Genomic DNA, 21,898 nt, shown 5'->3' with positions numbered 1-21,898 from the left:
AAACTCTCCAATAAAGTTAGTTTGTCTAGCATCTAAAATAAAAATTGACGTTTCACGTTGTTTGTTTCGTTCAGTTTTCAAAGAACTACTTTGTCGCTCAGAAGCGACTTTATCAATATAACATTTCGTTATATTTTCGTCAACAACTTTTTTCAATAAGTTGTTTTTCGTTTGTTTTGTTTGTTACCTTTCGTGGCAACGAATATAAATATACCAGTTTGATTATTAAAATGCAATAGTTTTTCTAATAAAATTTTTAACTTAGTAAAAAAGTATAAAAACAGCACATTTCTTCTATATAAATATAATTTCTCGCACTATCAAGATTTACTATACCCACGCAACTCATGCTCAAATAAAAAAAGCTTTGGAGAAATCTCCAAAGCTTAGTCTTGTTTATGGCGCATAGCAGGGAATAATAATACATCACGAATAGATGGTGCATTTGTTAATAACATAACTAGACGATCAATACCGATTCCTAATCCACCCGTAGGAGGCATACCGTACTCAAGAGCTTCAATATAATCATCATCCATCATGTGAGCTTCGTCATTACCTTGTTCGCGCTCTTTTAATTGCGCTTCAAAACGTTCTTTTTGATCGATTGGATCATTTAACTCAGTGAATGCATTTGCATGTTCACGCGCAACGATAAATAATTCGAAACGATCTGTAAATCTTGGATCTTCATCATTCTTTTTCGCAAGCGGCGAGATTTCTACCGGATGACCGTAAATAAATGTTGGTTGGATTAATTTATCTTCTACTTTTTGTTCGAAGAATTCATTTATAATATGACCAACTTCCATTGTATCTTTAATTTCTACATTATGTTCTTTTGCAAGTTCACGCGCTTCTTCTACACTCATCGGATTCCAGAAATCAGCTCCAGAGTATTGCTTAATCGCATCTACCATATGAAGACGTGTCCATTCTGGTTCTAGATTAATTTCATAATCACCATACTGGATTGTTGTTGTACCCAGTACTTTTTTCGCGATATGAGCAACCATATCTTCTGTTAACTTCATAATATCTTTATAATCAGCGTATGCTTCATATAATTCAATCATCGTAAACTCAGGGTTATGACGAGTTGATACACCCTCATTACGGAATACACGGCCGATCTCATATACTTTTTCTAAACCACCCACAATAAGACGCTTTAAATGTAGCTCAATTGCGATACGCATATATAATTCCATATCTAACGCATTATGGTGTGTAGTGAAAGGACGCGCAGAAGCTCCACCTGCAATTGCATGCATCATAGGTGTTTCCACTTCAAGATAACCGTTGTCATCTAGGTATCTTCTCATCTCACGAATGATTTTACTACGAGTAACGAACGTTTCACGACTTTCCATACTTGTAATTAAGTCTAAGTAACGTTGACGGTAGCGTTGTTCAACATCTTTTAATCCATGGTATTTATCTGGTAATGGACGAAGAGATTTCGTTAATAGCGTAAAGCCTGTTGCTTTTACTGAAAGTTCTCCAACGTTTGTTTTGAACACTTTACCTTCAATACCTACTAAATCACCTAAATCTGCTGTTTTAAATAATTCGTACTCGTCATCTCCAACAGCATCTTTACGAACATAAATTTGAACTTGTCCATGTAAATCTTGAACATGTGCAAATCCAGCTTTCCCTTTTCCGCGTTTTGTCATAATACGACCAGCGATAGAAACAGCGATTTCCTTCTCCTCTAATTCCTCTTTAGAGAACTCTCCATATAGACTCACTAAGTCAGTTGTTGAATTTGTGCGTTCAAATCTTTTACCGAACGGGTCAATTCCTTGTTCACGTAAATTATGTAGCTTTTCACGACGAACAATCAATTGGTCGTTTAATTCTTCGTGGTTCATGTTATCCATGATATTGATATCACTCCAGCTCTATTTAATTTTACAATATATACAGTATAGCATTTTCTACTCAACTAGAAAAACTGCCAGCAACTAACTGGCAGCTCTTCTTTCTTTCACGTAATTATAGGAAGTGTATAGAAGAATGTCAATCTCCTATGTCCATTATTAACCAACGTAAATTGTTTGTTGTTTCGCTTCCACTTCTTCTACAAATGTACCTAACACATTCGCAAGGTCTTCCCGTGTGTTACAAGCATTAATACCATTACGTACACTCGCATTACCACGAACACCTTTTAAATACCAAGCTGCATGTTTTCTCATCTCTCTTACAGCGACACTTTCATTCTTTAAGTTGATAAGACGATCTAGATGCAACATACATACATCAATTTTCTCGCGCACTGTTGGTTCCGGCATTAATTCACCTGTCTCCAAATACTTTACCGTACGATAAATCATCCACGGATCTCCAAGAGCAGCACGACCAATCATAACACCATCTACACCAATTTCATCAAGCATACGCTTTGCATCTTGCGGCGTTGCGACATCACCATTTCCGATAACCGGGATATTTACAGCTTGTTTTACTTGTTTAATAATATCCCAATCCGCTTTTCCTTCATACATTTGCACTCGTGTACGTCCGTGAACCGCCACAGCTTGGCCACCAGCACGCTCAACAGCCCTAGCATTTTCTATTGCGAAAATATGTTCTTCATCCCAACCGATACGCATTTTAACTGTAACCGGCTTTTCAACAGCATCTACAACCGCTGCTACCATTTCATATATTTTATTCGGGTCTAAAAGCCACCTTGCCCCCGCATCACATTTAACGATTTTCGGCACTGGACAACCCATATTAATATCAATTATGTCTGCTGTCGTATATTTATCTACATATTTCGCAGCATCTACAAGAGTTTCTTTCTCTCCACCAAAAATTTGTAAACTTAATGGCTTTTCTCTCTCGTCGATATATAACATATCTAATGTTCTTTTATTATTAAGTAATATTGCCTTATCACTTACCATTTCAGCACAAACTAAGCCGGCACCAAATTCTTTTACTGTTAAACGGAATGCAGAGTTACACACTCCCGCCATCGGTGCTAGTACAACCGGATTTTTCATCTCGATATTTGCAATCTTTAACAATCAATCTACTCCTTCCTGTACAATCACTTTGGCATTAATTCCTCTATCGAAACATTTAATGCCTTAGCAACTTCTACTACAAAATCTTGAGAAGGCGATCTATTCCCTCTCTCAACCTCACCTAAAACAGATACAGATACCCCTAGTGCTTTAGCAAAACCTTCTTGTGTGTAACCTTTTAGCTTTCGAAAAGCACGAATGCGTCTTCCCCATTTTTCTGCTTCCATACCGTTACTCCCTCTCGCCTTTTCATTTCTTCTACTTGTGAACATGAAATGTTTTGTTTTATGTCTTGATTAATTTCTAACAACGGAACGATAACAAAAGCTCTTTCAAACATCCGCGGATGCGGAACAATAAGATTCTCTGCTTCAATATTCTCTTGATTATAAAGTAAAATGTCAAGGTCGATAGTCCTCGGCCCCCACCTAATTTCCCTTTTTCTTCCTAGGTCATTTTCTACTTTTTGTGTTACTTTCAATAATTCTTGTGGTGATAAATTGGTAGAAATTTTTATAACTAAATTTAAAAAGCAACTTTGGTCAGTATAGCCAACTGGCTCAGTTTCATATACAGATGAAATATCATCAACCTGAATATAAGGATTTTTATTTAAAAACTGAATCGCTTCGGTTAGATACGTATAACGCTCTCCAATATTTGACCCTAATGCAATGTAAGCTATATTGTTCATGGACGTTCTCTCGTAATTTCTACTGCTACAGCACGATAATGACCCGGTATCGGTGGATCCGGCTTAATTACCTTAATTGTACAGCGCGAAATACTTTCATATTGTTTTAATATATCTGCAGCAATATTTTCAGCGATACTCTCCACAAGCTTATACTTTCTATCCTCAACAACTTTTCTACATAATTCGAAAAGCTCTCCATAATTGACCGAATGCTCTAAGTCATCACTTTCCCCTGCACGCTTTAAATCCAACTCCACCGTTAAGTCAACTTTAAATCTCTGACCTAATTTATTCTCCTCTGGGAACACGCCATGATAACCATAAAACTCCATATCATGGATATAAATTTTATCCAATTACCTTACCTCCTTACCAATCATCGCATCCATCATTTTAACCATACGCGCCATTTCTTTCACATCATGGACACGAACAAACTCACAGCCCTTTTCAATACCAAGACAAACAGTAGCTCCCGTTCCCTCAAGGCGTTCCTCTACTGGCAAATCTAATACGTGCCCAATAAAGGACTTTCTCGAAGTACCTAAGAGAACCGGATAACCTAGCACATTTAACTGTTCTAAATTACGCATCGCCTCTAAGTTCTGCTCAGGTGTTTTAGCAAAACCGATACCTGGATCTAAAATAATATTCTCATCTCGCACACCAGCATTTTTAGCAATTTTAATACTGTCATACAAATCAGCAATCATATCCGCCATTAAATTACGATAATTCATGTTATCGCGGTTATGCATTAAAATGATAGGTACATCGTAATGAGCTGCGACTTCAGCAATTTTCGGCTCCGCCTTCGCTCCCCAAATATCATTAATAATATGAGCACCAGCCTCAATTGCTTGCTTTGCAACTTCAGCTTTATATGTATCGATAGATATAGGCAACTTTACTTCTTTTGAAACTGCTTGAATCATCGGGACAACTCGCTTTATTTCTTCTTCTACTGATACTTTAGCAAAACCTGGGCGAGTAGATTCGCCACCAATATCAATAATATGAGCACCTTCACCTTGCATTTTTTTTGCGTGACGTACCGCAGCATCTACCTCGTTGTAACTCCCACCATCAGAAAACGAATCTGGTGTTACATTTAAAATCCCCATAATTAATGTCTTTTCATTTAAATTCAATGTATATTCGCCGCAGCGTAAATCATAATCCCACTTCAAACTACACATCTCCTCTTCGTAATTCATTTCTGCTCCATAATTTCTCTCTTTGCATTCCATAAAGGTACATTAAACTTTTTGTAACCACTCCTACTTTACCCGGGAAATCCTGCGCTTCTATACGATAAAGCGGAACAATTTCTTGAATGGAGTTTGTTACGAAGACTTCATCCGCTGAAAGTAGCTCATCTTTTGTAAAGAAACCTTCCTTTACTTCTATATTTAATTCTTCAGCACTCTTTATAATAAACGCACGAGTGATACCATTTAAAATCCCTGTCTCTAACGAAGGTGTATATAAAACATCACCTTTCACAAAAAATAGATTGGAAACAATACCCTCTGCAACATAACCTGCTTCAGTAAGAAAAATACCTTCCTTACTCACAACATTTCCAATTTCACGCTTCCCTAAAATATTATTTAAATAATGATGAGACTTCAGGCGAAATGTTCCTTCCGGTGTATTTCGCACTTGTTTTAGAATAACACCTTCTTTTTCCACTACATCTCCTGGAGCTGTTAAAGGTTTTATAAAAACAATAACCGAAGGCTCTTCATACATTTCCGTTTGTAATCCTATTTCATCTATACCCGCTGATACATTAAAACGTACATATGCATGCTCCAATTCATTCTTAGCGAGTAAATTTTTTAAAATAAGCATCACGTCATTTTTTGTCATTGTCCATTTAATTTGCAATGTATCCAGCGCTTCTATTAAACGGTCATAATGATCATCCAATAAGAAAGGATGACCATTATAAATACGAAACGTTTCAAAAACTCCAAGACCATATAAATAACCATGATCATAAGGAGAAATTTTCGCTTCACTTGCTTCTACATACTGACCATTTACGTAAATTAACATAATGTTGCACTTGGACTGTATTTACGAATGAAATTCTGTAACAACTCTTTCCCATGAGAAGTCATAATAGATTCCGGATGGAATTGCACACCCTCTATCGGCAATGTCTTATGACGAAGTGCCATAATTTCTCCTTCCTCTGTCCAAGATGTTACCTCTAAGCAATCGGGTAACGTCTCTTTCTTAACAATAAGGGAATGATAGCGCGTCGCAGTAAACGGATTAGGAATATCCGAAAAAATCGTCTTTCCATCATGATGCATAAGCGACGTTTTCCCATGCATTAATCGTTCTGCACGGACAACCTCTCCACCAAACACTTGTGCAATGGATTGATGCCCAAGACAAACTCCAAAAATCGGAATCTTTCCAGCAAAGTATTTAATAACTTCCATACTAATCCCCGCTTCATTAGGACTACATGGACCTGGAGAAATCATTAGAAAATCTGGTTTCATATTCTCAATATCTGAAATGGTCACTTCATCGTTACGTTTAACAACGAGCTCTTGTCCAAGTTCTCCAAGAAACTGCACTAAATTAAATGTAAAAGAATCATAATTATCAATCATTAATATCATTTCTCTCACCTAACCGTTTCTTCGCTACGTTCTTTTGCACGCCATAAAGCAATCGCCTTTTTTAACGACTCTTTATATTCATTTTCTGGATTTGAATCAATTACAATTCCCGCCCCTGCTTGCACATGAGCTTTTCCATCTTTAGCAAGAAGTGTTCTAATTACAATATTCAATTCTGTATCTCCAGAATAACCAATCCAACCGATTGAACCTGTATAAATCCCTCTCCGAACAGGTTCTAATTCCTCAATAATTTCCATCGTACGTATTTTCGGGGCACCAGTAATTGTTCCCCCAGGGAATACAGCCTTCACTAAATCAAAAGCATCTTTATCTTCTTCCACCTCACCACGTACATTAGAAACAATATGCATAACATGTGAGTATTTCTCAATCACCATAAATTCATCTACTTCTACAGTGCCATATTTACAAACACGTCCTAAATCATTTCTTTCTAAATCCACAAGCATTACATGCTCTGCTCTTTCTTTTTCGTTCTCAATTAATTCTCTTGCTAATTCTTCATCCTCTTGCTCATCCGCGCCTCTAGATCTCGTTCCAGCAATTGGTCTTGTACTTACTTCAGTTCCTTGTTTCTTAATTAACAACTCTGGCGATCCACTAACAATTTGAAAATCCCCAAGCTCCAGGTAACCCATATATGGAGATGGATTAATTTCACGAAGACTTGTATAAATTTCTAGTGGGTGTGTCTGTAACGTTCTTTCTTGTCTCGTCGACAAGTTTACTTGGAACACATCACCCGCCCCAATATATTCTTGAATACATTCAACTGCCTTCATAAAGCTGGCTTCAGTAAAAGCAACTGCTTCACTTTTCTTTTCAGGACTTTCAAAGGGAACAGTCACTTCAGGCGCTTCTGTCATCCAAAGACTCTTCCACTCATTTAGCCGTTCTTTTGCCTCTTCATATTTATCTACATAATGCGTAATAACCCATAACACTTTTTCTTTTTGATCATAGACAAATACGTCATCAAATAATAAAAAGAAGATGTCAGGTATATTAATATCATCTTCCGCAAGAGAAGGTAGCTTTTCAATATAACGGATACAGTCATAACTGAAATAGCCAATTGCACCACCTTGAAAAGGCGGATACTCTGGGTTATAGTCCGTCTTCCATTGTTCCATATATTCTTGCATTAAATCTAACGGATTCCCTCGTTTTATTGTTTCCTTACCACTTTCACTTATATGTAACGTTTCATCCTTCCCTCGGATTACCGCTACTGGGTTCAGCCCTACAATGTTATAACGACCGCCACGGCCGCTTTCTAACAAAATATGTTGCGATTTACCCTGAGAAAGAAATTTATATTGCTTAAAGAAATCTAACTGATATGGAATAGAAAGCGCTAAAGATTTTCTTCGTTGCATATCAACACCCCGTCTTCTTTTATCCCACCCTCTTAGATTAACCAGCTCAAACTACATAAGTTATTTATATAGAGATTGATTATACTCGAAGGCTAGTGAAAATAATTTAATTATACTACCTCTTATTTTACATGAAGTTTTCTAGTCATTCACTCTTTTCCTATTTCCAATCCCAAAAGAAAAAGCACCCTTTTTCAAGGATGCTTTTTCAATCGCGTTTAATTATGATTCAAATTGATAAAGTGGTGTACTTAAATAACGTTCACCGTTACTCGGGATAATAACAAGTACCTTTTTCCCTTTACCTAACTTTTTCGCAACTTCTGTTGCCGCATAAATAACTGCACCTGAAGAGATACCAACTAAAATACCTTCCTCTTTAGCCACTCTTCTCGCATATTCAAATGCTTGCTCTGTTTTCACTTGAATAATTTCATCATATACTTCTACATCCAACGTCTCCGGAATAAATCCCGCCCCAATTCCTTGGATTTTATGTGGACCTGGTTTCCCACCAGATAATACTGGTGAATCTGCAGGTTCTACTGCATAAATTTTAATATCTTTATACGCTTCCTTCAGTACTTCACCCGCACCAGTAATCGTTCCACCTGTACCAATACCTGCAATAAACGCATCTAATTGGTCGCCCATTTGTTCAATAATTTCTGGACCTGTTGTTAAACGGTGAATTTCTGGATTCGATTGGTTTTTGAACTGTTGTGGTATAAAGTAGCCATGCTCTTTTGCTAATTCAGTCGCTTTACGAATTGCTCCACCCATTCCTTCAGGCCCTGGAGTCAATACTAATTCCGCACCGTAAGCACGTAATAAATTACGACGCTCAATACTCATTGTTTCTGGCATTACTAAGATTGCATTATATCCTTTAGCAGCCGCTACCATCGCTAAACCAATTCCTGTGTTACCACTTGTCGGCTCAATGATTGTATCGCCTTCTTTTAATAATCCATTTTTTTCAGCATCTTCAATCATAGCTAATGCGATACGATCTTTAACGCTACTCCCCGGATTCATAAATTCTAATTTTAAGTATATATCTGCGCTGTCTGATTCTACGATGCGGTTCAACTTGACGATCGGCGTTTTCCCGATTAATTCTGAAACTGATTGTGCCACTCGCATTCCTGTCACTCCTAACACCGAGTATTTTTATTGGTTTTATCTATATTTAGATTTTGTCAGAAAATTCCCTGTTTGTCAATTCATTTGGAGAATTGCTCCTCTTAATTCCCTTATTACAAATTCTCGATTAAATTTGTAATATCTTCTTTAGAGAACTTGTATCGTTCATTACAGAAATGACAGTGCACTTCTGTCTCTTCCTCTTCTTCACGAACTTGCTCTAACTCTGTTTTACCTAAACTAATTAATACACTCTCAATACGCTCGCGTGAGCATGTGCAATTAAATTGAACATCCATCGTTTCTAATACTTTTACTTTATCTTCTCCAAGAACTGCATATAGTAGCTCTTCCGGAGAAAGGCCTTGTTCAATCAACGTTGATACAGGGGGAATTTTTTGTAAACGGTCTTCAATAAATGAAATCGTTTCATCTTGCGCACCCGGCATAATTTGAAGGATAAATCCACCTGCCGCTAATATGCTATCATCTCCATTTACAAGAACACCAACACCTACAGAAGAAGGCGTTTGTTCAGAAACTGCAAAATAATACGTAAAGTCTTCTCCTAATTCTCCTGAAACGATTGGAGATTGACCAATAAACGGCTCACGCATTCCAATATCTTTAATTACAGTTACAAACCCCTCTGTACCTACCGCTTGATATACACGTAACTTCCCTTGTTCTGTTCCTTCAAAATCAACATGCGGATTCGTTACATAACCACGTACATCTCCATTTGCATGAGCATCTACTAAGATAGGACCAATCGGACCGTTACCTTCTACCTTAATCGTTAACTTTTGCTCACCTTTTAACATTGCGCCCATCATTGTACCCGCAGTTAAAGAACGCCCTAGTGCCGCTGAAGCTGTTCTCCATGTATCATGACGTCTTTGCGCCTCACTTACTGTATTTGTTGTACGTACACTATACGCACGCACTTCTCCATCAAACGCTAACGCTTTTACTAAATAATCTTTCATACGTATTTATTCACCTTTCTCATGCTGTAAATTTGCATTACGTTCATATAACATGTACAAACCTTTTAACGTTAAAAATGGATCTACAATATCAATTACATTCGATTCTTCGGAAATTAATTTTGCTAATCCACCTGTTGCAATAACTTTAGGTTCTTGTCTAGCTTCTTCTTTCATACGCTTAACAATACCTTCCACTTGTCCAACATAACCATAAAGAATACCCGATTGCATCGCACTTACTGTATTTTTCCCAACTACACTGCTTGGTTTTGTAATTTCGATACGAGGAAGTTTTGCTGCTCTGCTATATAAAGCCTCTGCTGAAATCATAATTCCTGGCGTAATAACTCCACCCATATAATGCTTTTCTTCGTTAATATAACAATATGTAGTAGCCGTACCAAAATCAACAATAATAAGCGGACTTCCATATAAGTGGATTCCTGCTACTGCATTTACAATTCGGTCTGCGCCTACTTCACGCGGATTTTCATATTTAATATTTAGCCCTGTTTTTATCCCAGGCCCTACTACAAGCGGTTTAATTTTAAAATATTTTTCACACATGCGCTCTAAAGCAAACATAATTGGTGGTACGACTGAAGACACAATAATACCTTTCACATCTTCAAACGAAAGACCTTCATGCTCAAGCAATTGCTTTACAAGCATTCCATATTCATCTTCTGTCTTATGACGATCTGTTTCCATGCGCCAATGCTGACGAAGTTCCCCCTCTTCAAACACACCTAGTACAGCATTTGTGTTCCCTACATCCAATACAAAAATCATATTCTCACCACTTATCTTATTTAATCTATATTTGTGCAGTATGTATAAAACTTATAAAAACATCATATCACACATACTTATATAATCAGCTTTCCTATCCTCATCATTTTACAAAAAGATCGCTCTCTATTTCAATTTTTAATACTAGTTTTACTTAAATTACTTTATCCACTAAGTTCTCAATAGTAATTAATAAAGGTTTTAACAAACAAAAAAGGAGTGACGATAGTCACTCCTTCGTTTCTTACTTATCTTCTTTATCTTCATCGTCTTTCTTCATGTTGATGTTTACTTTCACATCATCTGAAGATGTTGGACGTTCTGGCAATCTGCCGTAATCACATAAATGATTGATTTGCTCAGCATCTAACGTTTCTACTTCAAGTAACGTTTTTGCAATAAGATCTAGCTTATCACGATTTTCAGTAAGAATGTCTTTTGCACGAGCATAACATTCTTTCATAATCGTTTGCATTTCTACATCGATATCGTGTGCAATTGCATCACTGTAGTTTTGCTCTGAATGGAAGTCTCTTCCTAAGAACACTTGACCACCTTGCGAACTACCAAATTGCATTGGTCCAAGCTTATCACTCATACCGAATTCTGTAACCATACGTCTCGCAATGCCCGTCGCACGTTGGAAGTCGTTGTGAGCACCTGTACTCACTTCACCAAATACAATCTCCTCAGCTACTCGACCACCAAGTAAACCAGTGATTTTATCAAGTAACTCTGGCTTTGTCATGAAGTAACGATCTTCTTTCGGAAGCATTACTGCATATCCACCAGCTTGACCACGAGGGACAATTGTTACTTTATGAACGACATCAGCTTCATCAAGAACAACACCAATTACAGTATGACCCGCTTCATGGAAAGCAACGATATTACGTTCTTTTTCAGAGATAACACGACTTTTCTTAGCCGGACCTGCAATAACGCGATCCGTTGCTTCATCAATGTCACTCATATCAATTTTCTTCTTATCTTGACGCGCAGCTACTAAAGCAGCTTCGTTTAATAAGTTTTCAAGATCAGCACCAGAGAATCCTGACGTACGAGTTGCAATTGCTCTTAAGTTGATATTCTCATCAAGCGGTTTATTACGAGCATGCACCTTCAGTACAGCTTCACGGCCATTTACATCTGGACGATCTACTGTAATTTGACGGTCAAAACGACCTGGACGTAATAATGCTGGATCAAGAATATCAGGACGGTTTGTCGCAGCGATGATAATAATACCTTCGTTTGCACCGAATCCATCCATTTCAACAAGTAATTGGTTCAACGTTTGCTCACGCTCATCATGGCCACCACCAAGACCTGCGCCACGTTGACGCCCTACTGCATCAATTTCATCAATGAAAATGATACAAGGAGCATTTTTCTTTGCATTTTCAAATAAATCACGTACACGTGATGCACCGACACCGACAAACATCTCTACGAAGTCAGAACCACTGATAGAGAAGAATGGAACGCCAGCCTCACCTGCAACAGCACGTGCTAATAAAGTTTTACCTGTACCTGGAGGTCCAACTAATAGGACACCCTTTGGAATACGAGCACCAACTTCAGAGAACTTACGAGGGTCTTTCAAGAATTCAACTACCTCAACAAGTTCTTGTTTCTCTTCATCCGCACCAGCAACATCTCTGAAACGAACTTTTTTCTTTTCATCATTATATAACTTCGCCTTACTTTTCCCGAAGTTCATAACACGGCTACCGCCGCCTTGAGCTTGGTTTAATAAGAAGAAGAATAAAATGAAGATGATGACAAATGGAATGATTGAAGTAAAGAATGTTACCCAAGCACTTGTTTCTTCTGCTGGTTGATACTTAACTTCGGCACCTTTCGCTTTATCATTAATTTTCTTTTGTAATTCCTCAGTATTTGGTGCATAAGTAACAAATTGTTCTCCTTGGCTAGAGTTATTAAATTGTCCTTTTACCTCAAATACACCATTTTTCGGTTGAAGTTGCACATTACGCACTTCACCGCTTTCTAGTTTAGTAATGAATTTGTCGTAGCTAACTGATGTCGTTTTTTGTGTCGAACCATTAAAATAGCTCACGATTCCAATTACTACTAAGAATATCAGTAAATAAAAGATGGTATTACGGAAGATACGATTCATTCCTAACCTCCTCTCACGGCATAAACACTATAGTAAATCGTAACATAGAAAAACTTTCCTATACAATTGTGAAGCCTATATTTAATTAATTTGAGTAAACGCTTGGTTTTAATACGCCTACATAAGGAAGATTACGGTACTGCTCTTTATAATCTAATCCATATCCTACTACAAATTCATGTGGAACAGTAAATCCAACATAATCCGCTTTCAGATCAACCTTACGGCCTGTTGGCTTATCTAATAATGTAACAATTTTTACAGACTTCGCTTTACGATATTTGAATAAGTCTACTAAGTAGCTTAGTGTAAGACCACTATCAATAATATCTTCGACGATTAAAATATCGCGACCTTCTACAGAAGTATCAAGATCTTTTAAAATTTTCACTTCGCCTGTTGAAACTGTAGAGTGACCGTAACTAGATACAGCCATAAAATCCATTTCAAGATATGTATCTGTTCTCTTTAATAAATCTGCCATGAATGGCATTGCGCCTTTTAATACACCAATTGCAAGAGGTACTGTGTTTTTATAATCCTCTGCAACAATTGCACCTAGTTCGCGCACCTTTTCTTGTATTTGCTCTTCAGAAATTAATACTTTTTCGATATCTTGATTCATCATTTCATTATCCTCCCGGAAGACTCCTTGCTTTTGTAGTGAATAATCATATATTTATCCTTCTTTGCCATCTCTTTCGAAATTGCAAATGCAGATCGCTTCAACAAGGGTACCCAAATAATGGTCCCACTTGCATCACAAACGACCGGCCATTCTTCTCTTTTTTCTTTCGGTACTTTTGCTTCGATAAAAATAGCTTTTATCTTTTTCGTGCCATTCATACCTTGTATTGACATGCGATCTCCATTTTCCCTAGAACGAATACGAAGTGGATATGATATATCATTATACTTAGCAACAAATACTGTTTCATTCATGTTACTTGGTATATCTTCGCTCACCTCTGTTACAAATTCATCCCCGTTCAATAGCGTAATGGTCCCGGGTACTGATAAATCTTGTAAAAAAGGAGAAACAATTTCTTGTTTAAATCTAAAGCTACACTCCTCGTATGTACGAACAATTTTCAAATCACCTGGAAAATCAAGTGAACCTGAAGGTTGTGTCCGCTTAAAAAACTCAATCACCTTGTCAATATGTATGGAAGAAAGAGAAGATGGAATCTTATATTCATAAAGATAGTTTAATATTAGTTGAATCCCTCTTCTTTGTAAAGGCATAGACATGGATTCAAAGGCAGGAATTGATAAGCTAATTTGTTTATCACTTTTTTTTGTAATTACTTTATTCATTTTTTCAAAAGCTAATTCCTGCAAATAAGCCTCATCCTCTTGCATCTGCACGCTAAATTTTTGGAATTTCTCATGCACTTGTGGATTTTCTTCTTTCAAATGAGGAAGGACATATTTACGTAATCGATTCCTTGTATATACTTCCTTTTTATTACTCGGATCTATACGTGGCATTAAATTTAGCTTATTACAGTAATCAACAATTTCTTCCTTCGTTACCCCAAGTAACGGCCTAATTAAATACCCATTATGAAAAGGACGCTTCACTGCAATTCCTGCATATCCTTTCGGAGTACTCCCTCTTACAAGACGCATTAAAATTGTCTCGACTTGATCATCTCCATGATGTCCAAGAGCAACATATCTTGCATCATATTTCTTCATTATTCTTTCCAAAAATGCATATCTGCATTCTCTAGCAGCAACCTGTGCATTCATTCCGTATTGCTGTTGATATTGTGATACATTAATCCTTATCGTTTCACAAATAATTCCCAGTTCTTCACAAAGGCCCTGCACAAACCGTAAATCCTCATGAGATTCATCACCTCTAAACATATGATCCACATGAGCTACTACAATTTCCAACTGTTTTTCCGCTCTTTTTTCTAATAAATAATATAAAAGCGCTAACGAGTCAGGACCACCAGAAACTCCCACAACAATTGTTGAATCATTCTTTAATACATCATGCTGCTTTACAAAGTCATCTACTTTTTCAACAAATGTATCTTTCAACTTCGTAATCACCTTTCATTAAACAAGAACAGCAACGTTAGTTGCCTTGTCTACAATGGTACAACTTTTACAAACATTGTGCAAAAAAAAGATATACAAAAATTACATTTTTATCTTACATCCTCCGTGTATATTCACAAAATTAATAACATTACCTTTTTCCACAAAAAAACCTAGGTATTCACCTAGGTTTTTAAAATCAAATTATAGATAAACATTCCACTTACATTTTACTGCGCCTGCATTCCTACAATCGGAATCGTAGCCCACTTCGGCATATTTTTCTTCACTTTTGCCACTACAATAGTCATATCATCATTTATATAACCATCACAAGAGCGAATCACTTCTTCCATAATGATATCAGCAATTTCTTGCGGGTCTTCGGTTTGCAATTCTTTAATTTTTCGTTTCATCCACAATTCATGATTCTCCACATGCTGTGCTCCTTCAAAAATCCCATCGCTCATCATAATAAGAATATCGCCCGTTTTTAATTGTTCACCCACCACATCAACTTCAACATCTTCAATGATTCCCATCGGCAAATTACTTGCTTCAATTTTCAAAATATTATTTGCGCGTTTAACAAAACTCGGCGTCGATCCAATCTTTAAAAACCTTGCACTCGCATCCCGCAAATCTACCATAGCTAAATCTAACGTCGTAAACATCTCTTCTGTCGTTCTCAAAGAAAGAATTGAATTGATAGACTTAATTGCTATTTCTTCATCAATGCCCGATTGGAGTATTTTTTGTAATAATTTCACCGTTTCCTTACTTTCCATATGAGCCCTTTGCCCATTCCCCATACCATCACTAATTGCAAGTGCATATTTACCAACACTTAAATCCATCATCGCATAAGAGTCACCCGAAACAAATCCACCGCCTTTTGCAGCTGTAGCCAATCCTGTATCAAGAGAATACGTCTTCGCCGAACCAAATGATATTAAACTATGGCCATTTGGATAAGAAGACTTTTCTTCATGTTTAACGACAATATTTTCTTTAAGGATATCCGAAAGCATCGGTGCAACTAACTTTTCACATTCACCATGTTCATTAGATGCAACTGGAATTAACATTTCAATATCAATGCTTCCTCTATCTAAACAATAAATATCAACATGCTCTACTTCGACACCAAAATCACGGAATGCTTGCATAATCTGTTCTTCCTGCACTTGATGATTTTCACGCTCTCGTTGTATCTCCTTAGCAAAATCCTCCATAACCTTTGATACACCTAATAATTGCTCCGCTACTATTCTACGATTTTCCTTCATTTGTTTTCGTAATTTTTGTCCCTCATAGAAGTGATCTAATTCACCCGCTACTAAATCCGTCACTTTTTTCCCTCTCACACAATGCTTGTCCCACTCACGAACTAATTTACGATTATGTTGCAGGGTTCCTTCTTCCGTTTCATTCATTATTTGTTTCATATAATCGTACGTTTTATCAAAATTCACTACCCAGCATTGATCCTTTTTAAAGCATGTTTGACATGTTTTCGCAGTAATTGTACTCAAAAACAAATCTGCTTCTGTCTCTTTATCTTCTTCCTCTACATACCCATATACAGAAAAGCTATTAGATAAAGCCGCAAATACATTTGCAAATTGGTTGATTTTATTTGCTGTAACATCACGCATCCTTCTTAAATACTGTTGTTGATCTTGCGAATGCTCTTGTGTACCTGGCATAAATTTAGCAATACGATCCAAAACAAGCTTCGGTGTTAATAAGAAGATAACAATCGCTACACCTGACTCAATTAAAGTTGTTACAATATTTGTCTGTTTGTCCACATATAATGTAATTAAGCTTGTCCCAATTAATAAACCTAAACTAACACCTAAACGCTTCCCTTCTTTTAACAATCCACCAAGCAATCCAGAGAAAGCAAGAAGGCTAAGCTGAGACAAACTAGACACATTTGCTAAACTTAATATTAGTCCTGTTACAACCCCTACTGTGGATCCTGTGGCAGCACCCGCAATAAATGCAAATACTAGCACTAAATACCTTGTAAAAATATGTTGAATAGAAGCATCATATACAAACCAATCTGTTGTACCCGTTAAAACAGATGCTAGTAATATAATCAAACAAACAATTTCTTCCGTCTCTAATGCCTGTTGTTTTCCTTTCCTTTCCACTAAAAGCGGGACGCTTTGTAAAAATATCATAGTTAATACGAAACTAAGCCCAGCCTCAATGGTACTAACGAGTAAATCGTACATGGTGACAGTTTGTTGCGCAAAATATACAACAACTAAGTGTGCGGTTAATGCGGAGATAAATACTTGAAATGGAACAAGTCCAACAGTTTTACGTGTAAATCGACTAAAGAAGATATTATAAATGAAGAAGGTAAAGATAGATGCAAAGGTAAAAAACAAATTATCTATCGATACCGAAAGAGCTCCTCCCATTAGAGCTAAAAATGCTAGCGGCATCTTATCCCGCTTCATAACATAAACAGCAGCAAAAAATGGGAGTGCAAACGGTAAAATATTTGTTAATATATATGCTCGTCCCAAAAGAAAACCAATAACAACAATAATAAATCCCCATCTAAAGAAAACTTGCTCAAATTTCATTCGCAACTTACTCGTCCACTTTATTCCTCCAAGCTGACTCTCATTCATTGCCAATGCACTTGTATTCATAGTATTCCTTCCTGCTTTAGGCATATTTTTAACACCACCTGCATAGTTTAATTACTGTCATTATAAAAGATGATTGTTGGTTTTTTTGTCAAAACAACAGTTTTCACTTTTATAATCGTTCGACTTTTTATTCGAAATAACTCTACAGATATACACGGTATGTAAGTTATTTTTAAGATTTTAATTAAATATTCGGAAAATATAGGGTGATTTTGTAGAAGTGTTGTATATCTTAATTTATTTAACAAAAAAAGATCATGCAAATTTGCATGATCTTTTTAGATGACCCGTACGGGATTCGAACCCGTGTTACCGCCGTGAAAGGGCGGTGTCTTAACCACTTGACCAACGGGCCGTTAAATTAAATATAGCGGCGGAGGGGATCGAACCCCCGACCTCACGGGTATGAACCGTACGCTCTAGCCAGCTGAGCTACACCGCCATGTCGTCTTATTTAACGGACAATTAGTATCTTACATCAGATACTAATTAAAGTCAACACATCTCAAAAACTTTTTTAAAAATATTTTTAACATATAAAAAAGCACCCTGAGCCATCACTCTGGGTACCTCTCTATATGTTAAAAACTAAACGTCCTTATTATCCGCGACGCGCGCCACGGCCACCACGTTTAGACTCTGTGTTACGCTTTAAAGAAGTTAAACGATCTTCGCTATCTTTTAAGAAGCGTGCCATCTTTTGCTCAAATGTTTCTTTCGGAGCTCGGTCGTTACCGCCACCGCGATTATCTCTGTTGAAAGAGCGATTATTACGTTGTGGACGTCCAGAACGTTGTTGATCACCACCGCGTTGGTATTCACCGCGTGGACGATCTCCTTCTGTTTTTTCACGTTCTTTCGCTTTTTTGATAGATAAACCAATCTTTCCATCTTTTTCAACATTAATAACTTTTACTTCTACTTGGTCGCCCACTTTTAAGTGATCGTTAATATCTTTTACATAGTTATCAGCAACTTCACTAATATGAACAAGACCCGTTAAGCCCTCTGGCAGCTCCACAAAAGCCCCAAAATTTGTAATACCTGTTACTTTACCCTGTAACTTGCTGCCTACCTCGATTGACATAAAAAAAATGCTCCTCCTTAGTGGTTAAAAAGTCAAATTTTACTTTATTATATATAATCCTAAAATATAGTGTCAATAAGACATACTCTACTTAGAAACAGGAAAAATTATCTCCCCTTTACCAGAGAAGAAATAATCCCTTCTAGCAATCTTTAATACGTACTCTTCATCATTTAACTTTTGAACTTCGTCTTTTAGACTTTTTTCTTTATTCGTTAATGAATCCAGTTCTTTTTTCATGTCCTTAACTTTTGCTTCTTTTGCTTTAATGGAACTGTTTTGTTGATAAAACGTTACACTAATACTCGCAATAATTGTAAAAGTAAAGACAAGAAAAACCGCTAAACGGCGATAAAGTCGCTTCCTGTTCTCATCCGTTTGTATTATATGCTCTTTAACAGGATTTGGACTCTGTTTTTCGATTGTTCTTTGTCTCAGTCCCCTCATTTCCGAGGTCCCCCTAACTTCTTTTTTATATGCTCCCATAGTTGGAAGATATGTCCCTTCAATTTTGCTATATATTGCAGGAACCCTATATGTTTCACTATAAAAAGTTTAACACGATTAGGGAGAAGTTTCCATATGAGCGAAGCAATAAATCGAACAGGCCAGAAAAAAACTTTCCATATGAAAAGTAATATCCAAATCACCATTTTCCATAACACATGTCCAATTGAAAGCAGTATACGAAATAAGAATAATATAAATGCAATAAATAGCTGCGCTATAATAATAACAGGTTTTATCATGAGTAGCTGTATAATTCGAACAAAAAAATATGTTGTTTGTATAAAAATATAGATGAGAAAATTTAACAGCTTCATGTATAGTGCCTTCAGTAAGCTTTGATATGCCGCAAAACCACATAATAATGCCAAAAACACATATATACGTAGCTCAGCTTCATTTACGAGAAGCAATACATAAAAGACGGATAATGCTTGGACAATCCAAAATAATATATCATGTATAAATACAAGCCAACGTTTACGTTCTTGGCGCTTTAAAAAACGTTGATATGTATCTAAAGACGCTCCAATCCAAGCACCCATTCCAATCATTGAAAGCATTGTATACAACTGAATTGTTAAGCTCATTTAAACAACTTACTAAAGAAACCTTTAGTTTTTTCCCCTTGATTTTCATCAATATACAGCATCTCATTAACTTTCCCTTTAATCGACACAATACCTTTTTCCACATCTAAATTTTTCATTTGTAAATTTTGACCACGAATTGTTAAAAAACCCATTACGGTCTCTAGTAAAAACTCTTCGCTATCAAAACTCTCTACCTGCTTCACACCGGTAATATCAATTATACGCCTGCCACGCATAATAATGTCATGCTCTACAGAAACATTTTGTTGATTAGAAGACGTAGGTGAGTAACCATTATTCACGTAAATCCCCCCATAGGTTTTTACTAGCTAATAGTAATGTATGAGGGGATAAATGATTTTAGAACAAGCCTTCTTCCGCTTTTACTTTTTCTTCACGAACTAAGCTATACATATTTGCTGCATCTTCTTTTTTAGTTGTTTCTTTTAATTCATTTATTTTCACAGTCACTATTTTTTGACCAAAACGAATTGTTAATTCATCAGCTACTTTCACATCAGAACTCGCTTTTGCCACTTGACCATTAATAGATATTCTTCCTTGATCAGCTACTTCTTTCGCTAATGTTCTTCTTTTAATTAAACGTGATACTTTTAAAAACTTATCTAGACGCATATCAAATCCCCCTATTAACACTCTGTTTGTTTCGCTTCTTCCCATAAAACATCTAACTGTTCTAATGATAAATCTTTCATCTCTTTATTCATTTCAGCTACTTTTGCCTCCATGTATAAAAAACGACCAGTAAATTTCTCATTAGTTGAACGTAACGCCTCTTCTGGATCTATTTTGTAATGACGAGCTATATTAACAAATGCAAATAGTAAATCACCAAACTCACCTAGCATCTTTTTCTCATCCATATTTGTAACCTCTTGTTGGAACTCTTGCCATTCTTCCAAAGCTTTTTCTATCATCGGTTGCACATCAACCCAATCAAATCCAACCTTACCAGCTTTCTTCTGGATTTCATAGGCGCGTAGTAACTGCGGCAAACTTTTGGGAACGCCATTTAAAACAGATTCTTTCACGAATCCTTTTTCTTGTTTTTTAATTTCTTCCCAATTTGCAATCACTTCATCAGCGTTGTTTACATCCGTATTTCCAAACACATGCGGATGGCGACGAACCATTTTCTCAGATAGAGTTCGAATGATATCATCTATAGAGAACCAACCTTCATCTTCTCCGATTTGAGCATGAAGCATAACTTGTAATAATATATCACCTAATTCTTCTACTAAGTGATCATCATCCTCTTCATCGATTGCTTCCAACACTTCATAAGCTTCCTCAATTAAATATTTCTTTAATGATTGATGTGTTTGCTTTTTATCCCACGGACAACCATTTGGACCACGAAGTTCCGCAATAATTTCTCTAAGAACATCAAACTGTTGATACAAGGACGCACGCGCCTGAACTGGCGGCACGTACACACTCGTTAAATTATTCAATTCCGTTTCATGATCTAACATGTACAACGGTACCTTCTTTACTTGTTCAAATGAAGTTCCTGCAGCTGTTACGATATACACTTCATAATCATCTGGTAACATCTCCATTAATGTTAATTTCACATCAGATGCAACGAATGCATCATATACTTGGCAAAAGATTAAATGTTGACGCAGTTCTAATTGCCCTCTTTCAAATGATGTAGCATCAAGTAATTGGAATCCTTCAATCGGATCAATCTTTAGACTTGCAAACATAGGATCAAGGAAACTTTGTCCACCCTCAATTCGCACTTCAACATTTGAAACCTCTCCTTTTTCCAACAGTAGCTGAACTGTTCTTTCTGCTACAAGTGGATGCCCGGGAACAGCATAGATAATTTCTGTACCTTCAGCTTGTTCTAGCAATTTATTCGCAATTGTTTCATATACAATTTCAAACGTATCATGTGCTTCATATACAGCATCAAAAGACGTATATTGTACGCCTTCTTTCTCCAATTCTTCTATAACTGGATGTTCTTTCGTTCTAACAAACAGATGGTCTGCTTCTTTTATTTTTCGATATACACCCATCGTTAGCTGATCTAATTCACCAGCTCCTAAACCTAAAACAGTAATGATTCCACTCACAA

The 21,898-nt window shown here is 36.6% G+C and carries 22 protein-coding genes and 2 tRNA genes; all 24 read right to left on the bottom strand.

Annotation, left to right across the window (positions count from 1 at the left end; translation table 11 throughout):
* Window positions 1–386: 386 nt before the first annotated feature.
* The 24 genes from lysS to yabN all read right to left on the bottom strand — a co-directional run bounded on the left by lysS (window position 387) and on the right by yabN (window position 21,896).
* A complete protein-coding gene (gene lysS, locus MR169_RS20710) occupies window positions 387–1,886 on the bottom strand; it encodes a lysine--tRNA ligase (protein WP_000369668.1) in 1,500 nt (499 codons plus the stop codon).
* Window positions 1,887–2,045: 159 nt separating this feature from the next.
* Entirely contained in the window at window positions 2,046–3,044 is a 999-nt protein-coding gene (dusB, locus tag MR169_RS20705) for a tRNA dihydrouridine synthase DusB (RefSeq protein WP_000912248.1), read from the bottom strand.
* 23 nt (window positions 3,045–3,067) lie between these two features.
* Window positions 3,068–3,271, bottom strand: coding sequence for a helix-turn-helix domain-containing protein (locus tag MR169_RS20700; RefSeq protein ID WP_000387024.1), 204 nt, complete (start codon window positions 3,269–3,271; stop codon window positions 3,068–3,070).
* Window positions 3,223–3,738: a 2-amino-4-hydroxy-6-hydroxymethyldihydropteridine diphosphokinase gene (gene folK / locus MR169_RS20695; RefSeq protein ID WP_001059447.1), complete on the bottom strand. Its 516-nt coding sequence runs from the start codon at window positions 3,736–3,738 to the stop codon at window positions 3,223–3,225. Before folK ends, MR169_RS20700 begins: the two co-directional genes overlap by 49 nt.
* A complete protein-coding gene (folB, locus tag MR169_RS20690; RefSeq protein WP_000358062.1) occupies window positions 3,735–4,097 on the bottom strand; it encodes a dihydroneopterin aldolase in 363 nt (120 codons plus the stop codon). The genes folK and folB overlap by 4 nt, the downstream gene beginning before the upstream one ends.
* Window positions 4,098–4,958: a dihydropteroate synthase gene (gene folP, locus MR169_RS20685; protein WP_242319956.1), complete on the bottom strand. Its 861-nt coding sequence runs from the start codon at window positions 4,956–4,958 to the stop codon at window positions 4,098–4,100.
* Window positions 4,933–5,805, bottom strand: coding sequence for an aminodeoxychorismate lyase (gene pabC / locus MR169_RS20680; RefSeq protein ID WP_000909876.1), 873 nt, complete (start codon window positions 5,803–5,805; stop codon window positions 4,933–4,935). Before pabC ends, folP begins: the two co-directional genes overlap by 26 nt.
* A complete protein-coding gene (pabA, locus tag MR169_RS20675; protein WP_000602297.1) occupies window positions 5,799–6,386 on the bottom strand; it encodes an aminodeoxychorismate/anthranilate synthase component II in 588 nt (195 codons plus the stop codon). Before pabA ends, pabC begins: the two co-directional genes overlap by 7 nt.
* Window positions 6,387–6,391: 5 nt before the next feature.
* On the bottom strand, window positions 6,392–7,789 hold the full coding sequence (pabB, locus tag MR169_RS20670) for an aminodeoxychorismate synthase component I (protein WP_098617279.1): 1,398 nt from the start codon (window positions 7,787–7,789) through the stop codon (window positions 6,392–6,394).
* Between the two features lie 222 nt (window positions 7,790–8,011).
* Window positions 8,012–8,935 carry a cysteine synthase A gene (gene cysK, locus MR169_RS20665; protein WP_001261718.1) on the bottom strand — a complete coding sequence of 308 codons (924 nt, stop codon included), beginning with the start codon at window positions 8,933–8,935 and terminating at the stop codon, window positions 8,012–8,014.
* Between the two features lie 113 nt (window positions 8,936–9,048).
* A complete protein-coding gene (hslO, locus tag MR169_RS20660; protein ID WP_000656372.1) occupies window positions 9,049–9,924 on the bottom strand; it encodes a redox-regulated molecular chaperone HslO in 876 nt (291 codons plus the stop codon).
* 6 nt (window positions 9,925–9,930) lie between these two features.
* Window positions 9,931–10,719: a type III pantothenate kinase gene (locus MR169_RS20655; protein WP_000578368.1), complete on the bottom strand. Its 789-nt coding sequence runs from the start codon at window positions 10,717–10,719 to the stop codon at window positions 9,931–9,933.
* 244 nt (window positions 10,720–10,963) lie between these two features.
* Window positions 10,964–12,865, bottom strand: coding sequence for an ATP-dependent zinc metalloprotease FtsH (gene ftsH, locus MR169_RS20650; RefSeq protein ID WP_242319955.1), 1,902 nt, complete (start codon window positions 12,863–12,865; stop codon window positions 10,964–10,966).
* Between the two features lie 85 nt (window positions 12,866–12,950).
* Window positions 12,951–13,493 (bottom strand): hypoxanthine phosphoribosyltransferase, encoded by a 543-nt coding sequence (gene hpt, locus MR169_RS20645; RefSeq protein ID WP_000981844.1) that lies wholly within the window; start codon window positions 13,491–13,493, stop codon window positions 12,951–12,953.
* A complete protein-coding gene (gene tilS / locus MR169_RS20640) occupies window positions 13,490–14,920 on the bottom strand; it encodes a tRNA lysidine(34) synthetase TilS (protein ID WP_000655458.1) in 1,431 nt (476 codons plus the stop codon). The genes hpt and tilS overlap by 4 nt, the downstream gene beginning before the upstream one ends.
* A 230-nt stretch (window positions 14,921–15,150) precedes the next feature.
* Complete coding sequence (gene spoIIE / locus MR169_RS20635) at window positions 15,151–17,622, bottom strand: stage II sporulation protein E (protein WP_001123552.1); 2,472 nt, start codon at window positions 17,620–17,622, stop codon at window positions 15,151–15,153.
* A 259-nt stretch (window positions 17,623–17,881) separates the two neighbouring features.
* A tRNA-Glu gene (locus tag MR169_RS20630) sits at window positions 17,882–17,953 on the bottom strand.
* Window positions 17,954–17,966: 13 nt separating this feature from the next.
* A tRNA-Met gene (locus tag MR169_RS20625) sits at window positions 17,967–18,040 on the bottom strand.
* Between the two features lie 159 nt (window positions 18,041–18,199).
* Window positions 18,200–18,685: a S1 domain-containing RNA-binding protein gene (locus tag MR169_RS20620; protein ID WP_000021451.1), complete on the bottom strand. Its 486-nt coding sequence runs from the start codon at window positions 18,683–18,685 to the stop codon at window positions 18,200–18,202.
* 87 nt (window positions 18,686–18,772) lie between these two features.
* Window positions 18,773–19,132, bottom strand: a complete 360-nt coding sequence (divIC, locus tag MR169_RS20615; RefSeq protein WP_242319954.1) for a cell division protein DivIC — start codon at window positions 19,130–19,132, stop codon at window positions 18,773–18,775.
* Window positions 19,129–19,782: a spore cortex biosynthesis protein YabQ gene (yabQ, locus tag MR169_RS20610; RefSeq protein WP_242319953.1), complete on the bottom strand. Its 654-nt coding sequence runs from the start codon at window positions 19,780–19,782 to the stop codon at window positions 19,129–19,131. Before yabQ ends, divIC begins: the two co-directional genes overlap by 4 nt.
* A complete protein-coding gene (yabP, locus tag MR169_RS20605) occupies window positions 19,779–20,087 on the bottom strand; it encodes a sporulation protein YabP (RefSeq protein WP_001059104.1) in 309 nt (102 codons plus the stop codon). Before yabP ends, yabQ begins: the two co-directional genes overlap by 4 nt.
* 58 nt (window positions 20,088–20,145) lie before the next feature.
* On the bottom strand, window positions 20,146–20,421 hold the full coding sequence (locus MR169_RS20600; protein WP_001234876.1) for an RNA-binding S4 domain-containing protein: 276 nt from the start codon (window positions 20,419–20,421) through the stop codon (window positions 20,146–20,148).
* A 14-nt stretch (window positions 20,422–20,435) separates the two neighbouring features.
* Window positions 20,436–21,896, bottom strand: a complete 1,461-nt coding sequence (gene yabN / locus MR169_RS20595) for a bifunctional methyltransferase/pyrophosphohydrolase YabN (RefSeq protein ID WP_242319952.1) — start codon at window positions 21,894–21,896, stop codon at window positions 20,436–20,438.
* Window positions 21,897–21,898 lie beyond the last annotated feature (2 nt).

The sequence above is a fragment of the Bacillus cereus group sp. BfR-BA-01349 genome (assembly GCF_022663795.1).
GTDB lineage: Bacteria > Bacillota > Bacilli > Bacillales > Bacillaceae_G > Bacillus_A > Bacillus_A cereus.
This window is presented reverse-complemented; position numbering and strand designations above follow the sequence as displayed.

Bases quoted from the DNA above. Each gene is read 5' to 3' on its own strand.
- lysS (WP_000369668.1), bottom strand. From the start codon at position 1,886: ATGGATAACATGAACCACGAAGAATTAAACGACCAATTGATTGTTCGT.
- spoIIE (WP_001123552.1), bottom strand. From the start codon at position 17,622: ATGCCTAAAGCAGGAAGGAATACTATGAATACAAGTGCATTGGCAATG.
- MR169_RS20620 (WP_000021451.1), bottom strand. From the start codon at position 18,685: ATGTCAATCGAGGTAGGCAGCAAGTTACAGGGTAAAGTAACAGGTATT.
- divIC (WP_242319954.1), bottom strand. From the start codon at position 19,132: ATGAGGGGACTGAGACAAAGAACAATCGAAAAACAGAGTCCAAATCCT.
- pabB (WP_098617279.1), bottom strand. From the start codon at position 7,789: ATGCAACGAAGAAAATCTTTAGCGCTTTCTATTCCATATCAGTTAGAT.
- pabA (WP_000602297.1), bottom strand. From the start codon at position 6,386: ATGATATTAATGATTGATAATTATGATTCTTTTACATTTAATTTAGTG.
- yabQ (WP_242319953.1), bottom strand. From the start codon at position 19,782: ATGAGCTTAACAATTCAGTTGTATACAATGCTTTCAATGATTGGAATG.
- cysK (WP_001261718.1), bottom strand. From the start codon at position 8,935: ATGCGAGTGGCACAATCAGTTTCAGAATTAATCGGGAAAACGCCGATC.
- folP (WP_242319956.1), bottom strand. From the start codon at position 4,958: ATGAATTACGAAGAGGAGATGTGTAGTTTGAAGTGGGATTATGATTTA.
- MR169_RS20700 (WP_000387024.1), bottom strand. From the start codon at position 3,271: ATGGAAGCAGAAAAATGGGGAAGACGCATTCGTGCTTTTCGAAAGCTA.
- hslO (WP_000656372.1), bottom strand. From the start codon at position 9,924: ATGAAAGATTATTTAGTAAAAGCGTTAGCGTTTGATGGAGAAGTGCGT.
- pabC (WP_000909876.1), bottom strand. From the start codon at position 5,805: ATGTTAATTTACGTAAATGGTCAGTATGTAGAAGCAAGTGAAGCGAAA.
- MR169_RS20600 (WP_001234876.1), bottom strand. From the start codon at position 20,421: ATGCGTCTAGATAAGTTTTTAAAAGTATCACGTTTAATTAAAAGAAGA.
- hpt (WP_000981844.1), bottom strand. From the start codon at position 13,493: ATGATGAATCAAGATATCGAAAAAGTATTAATTTCTGAAGAGCAAATA.
- ftsH (WP_242319955.1), bottom strand. From the start codon at position 12,865: ATGAATCGTATCTTCCGTAATACCATCTTTTATTTACTGATATTCTTA.
- MR169_RS20655 (WP_000578368.1), bottom strand. From the start codon at position 10,719: ATGATTTTTGTATTGGATGTAGGGAACACAAATGCTGTACTAGGTGTG.
- folK (WP_001059447.1), bottom strand. From the start codon at position 3,738: ATGAACAATATAGCTTACATTGCATTAGGGTCAAATATTGGAGAGCGT.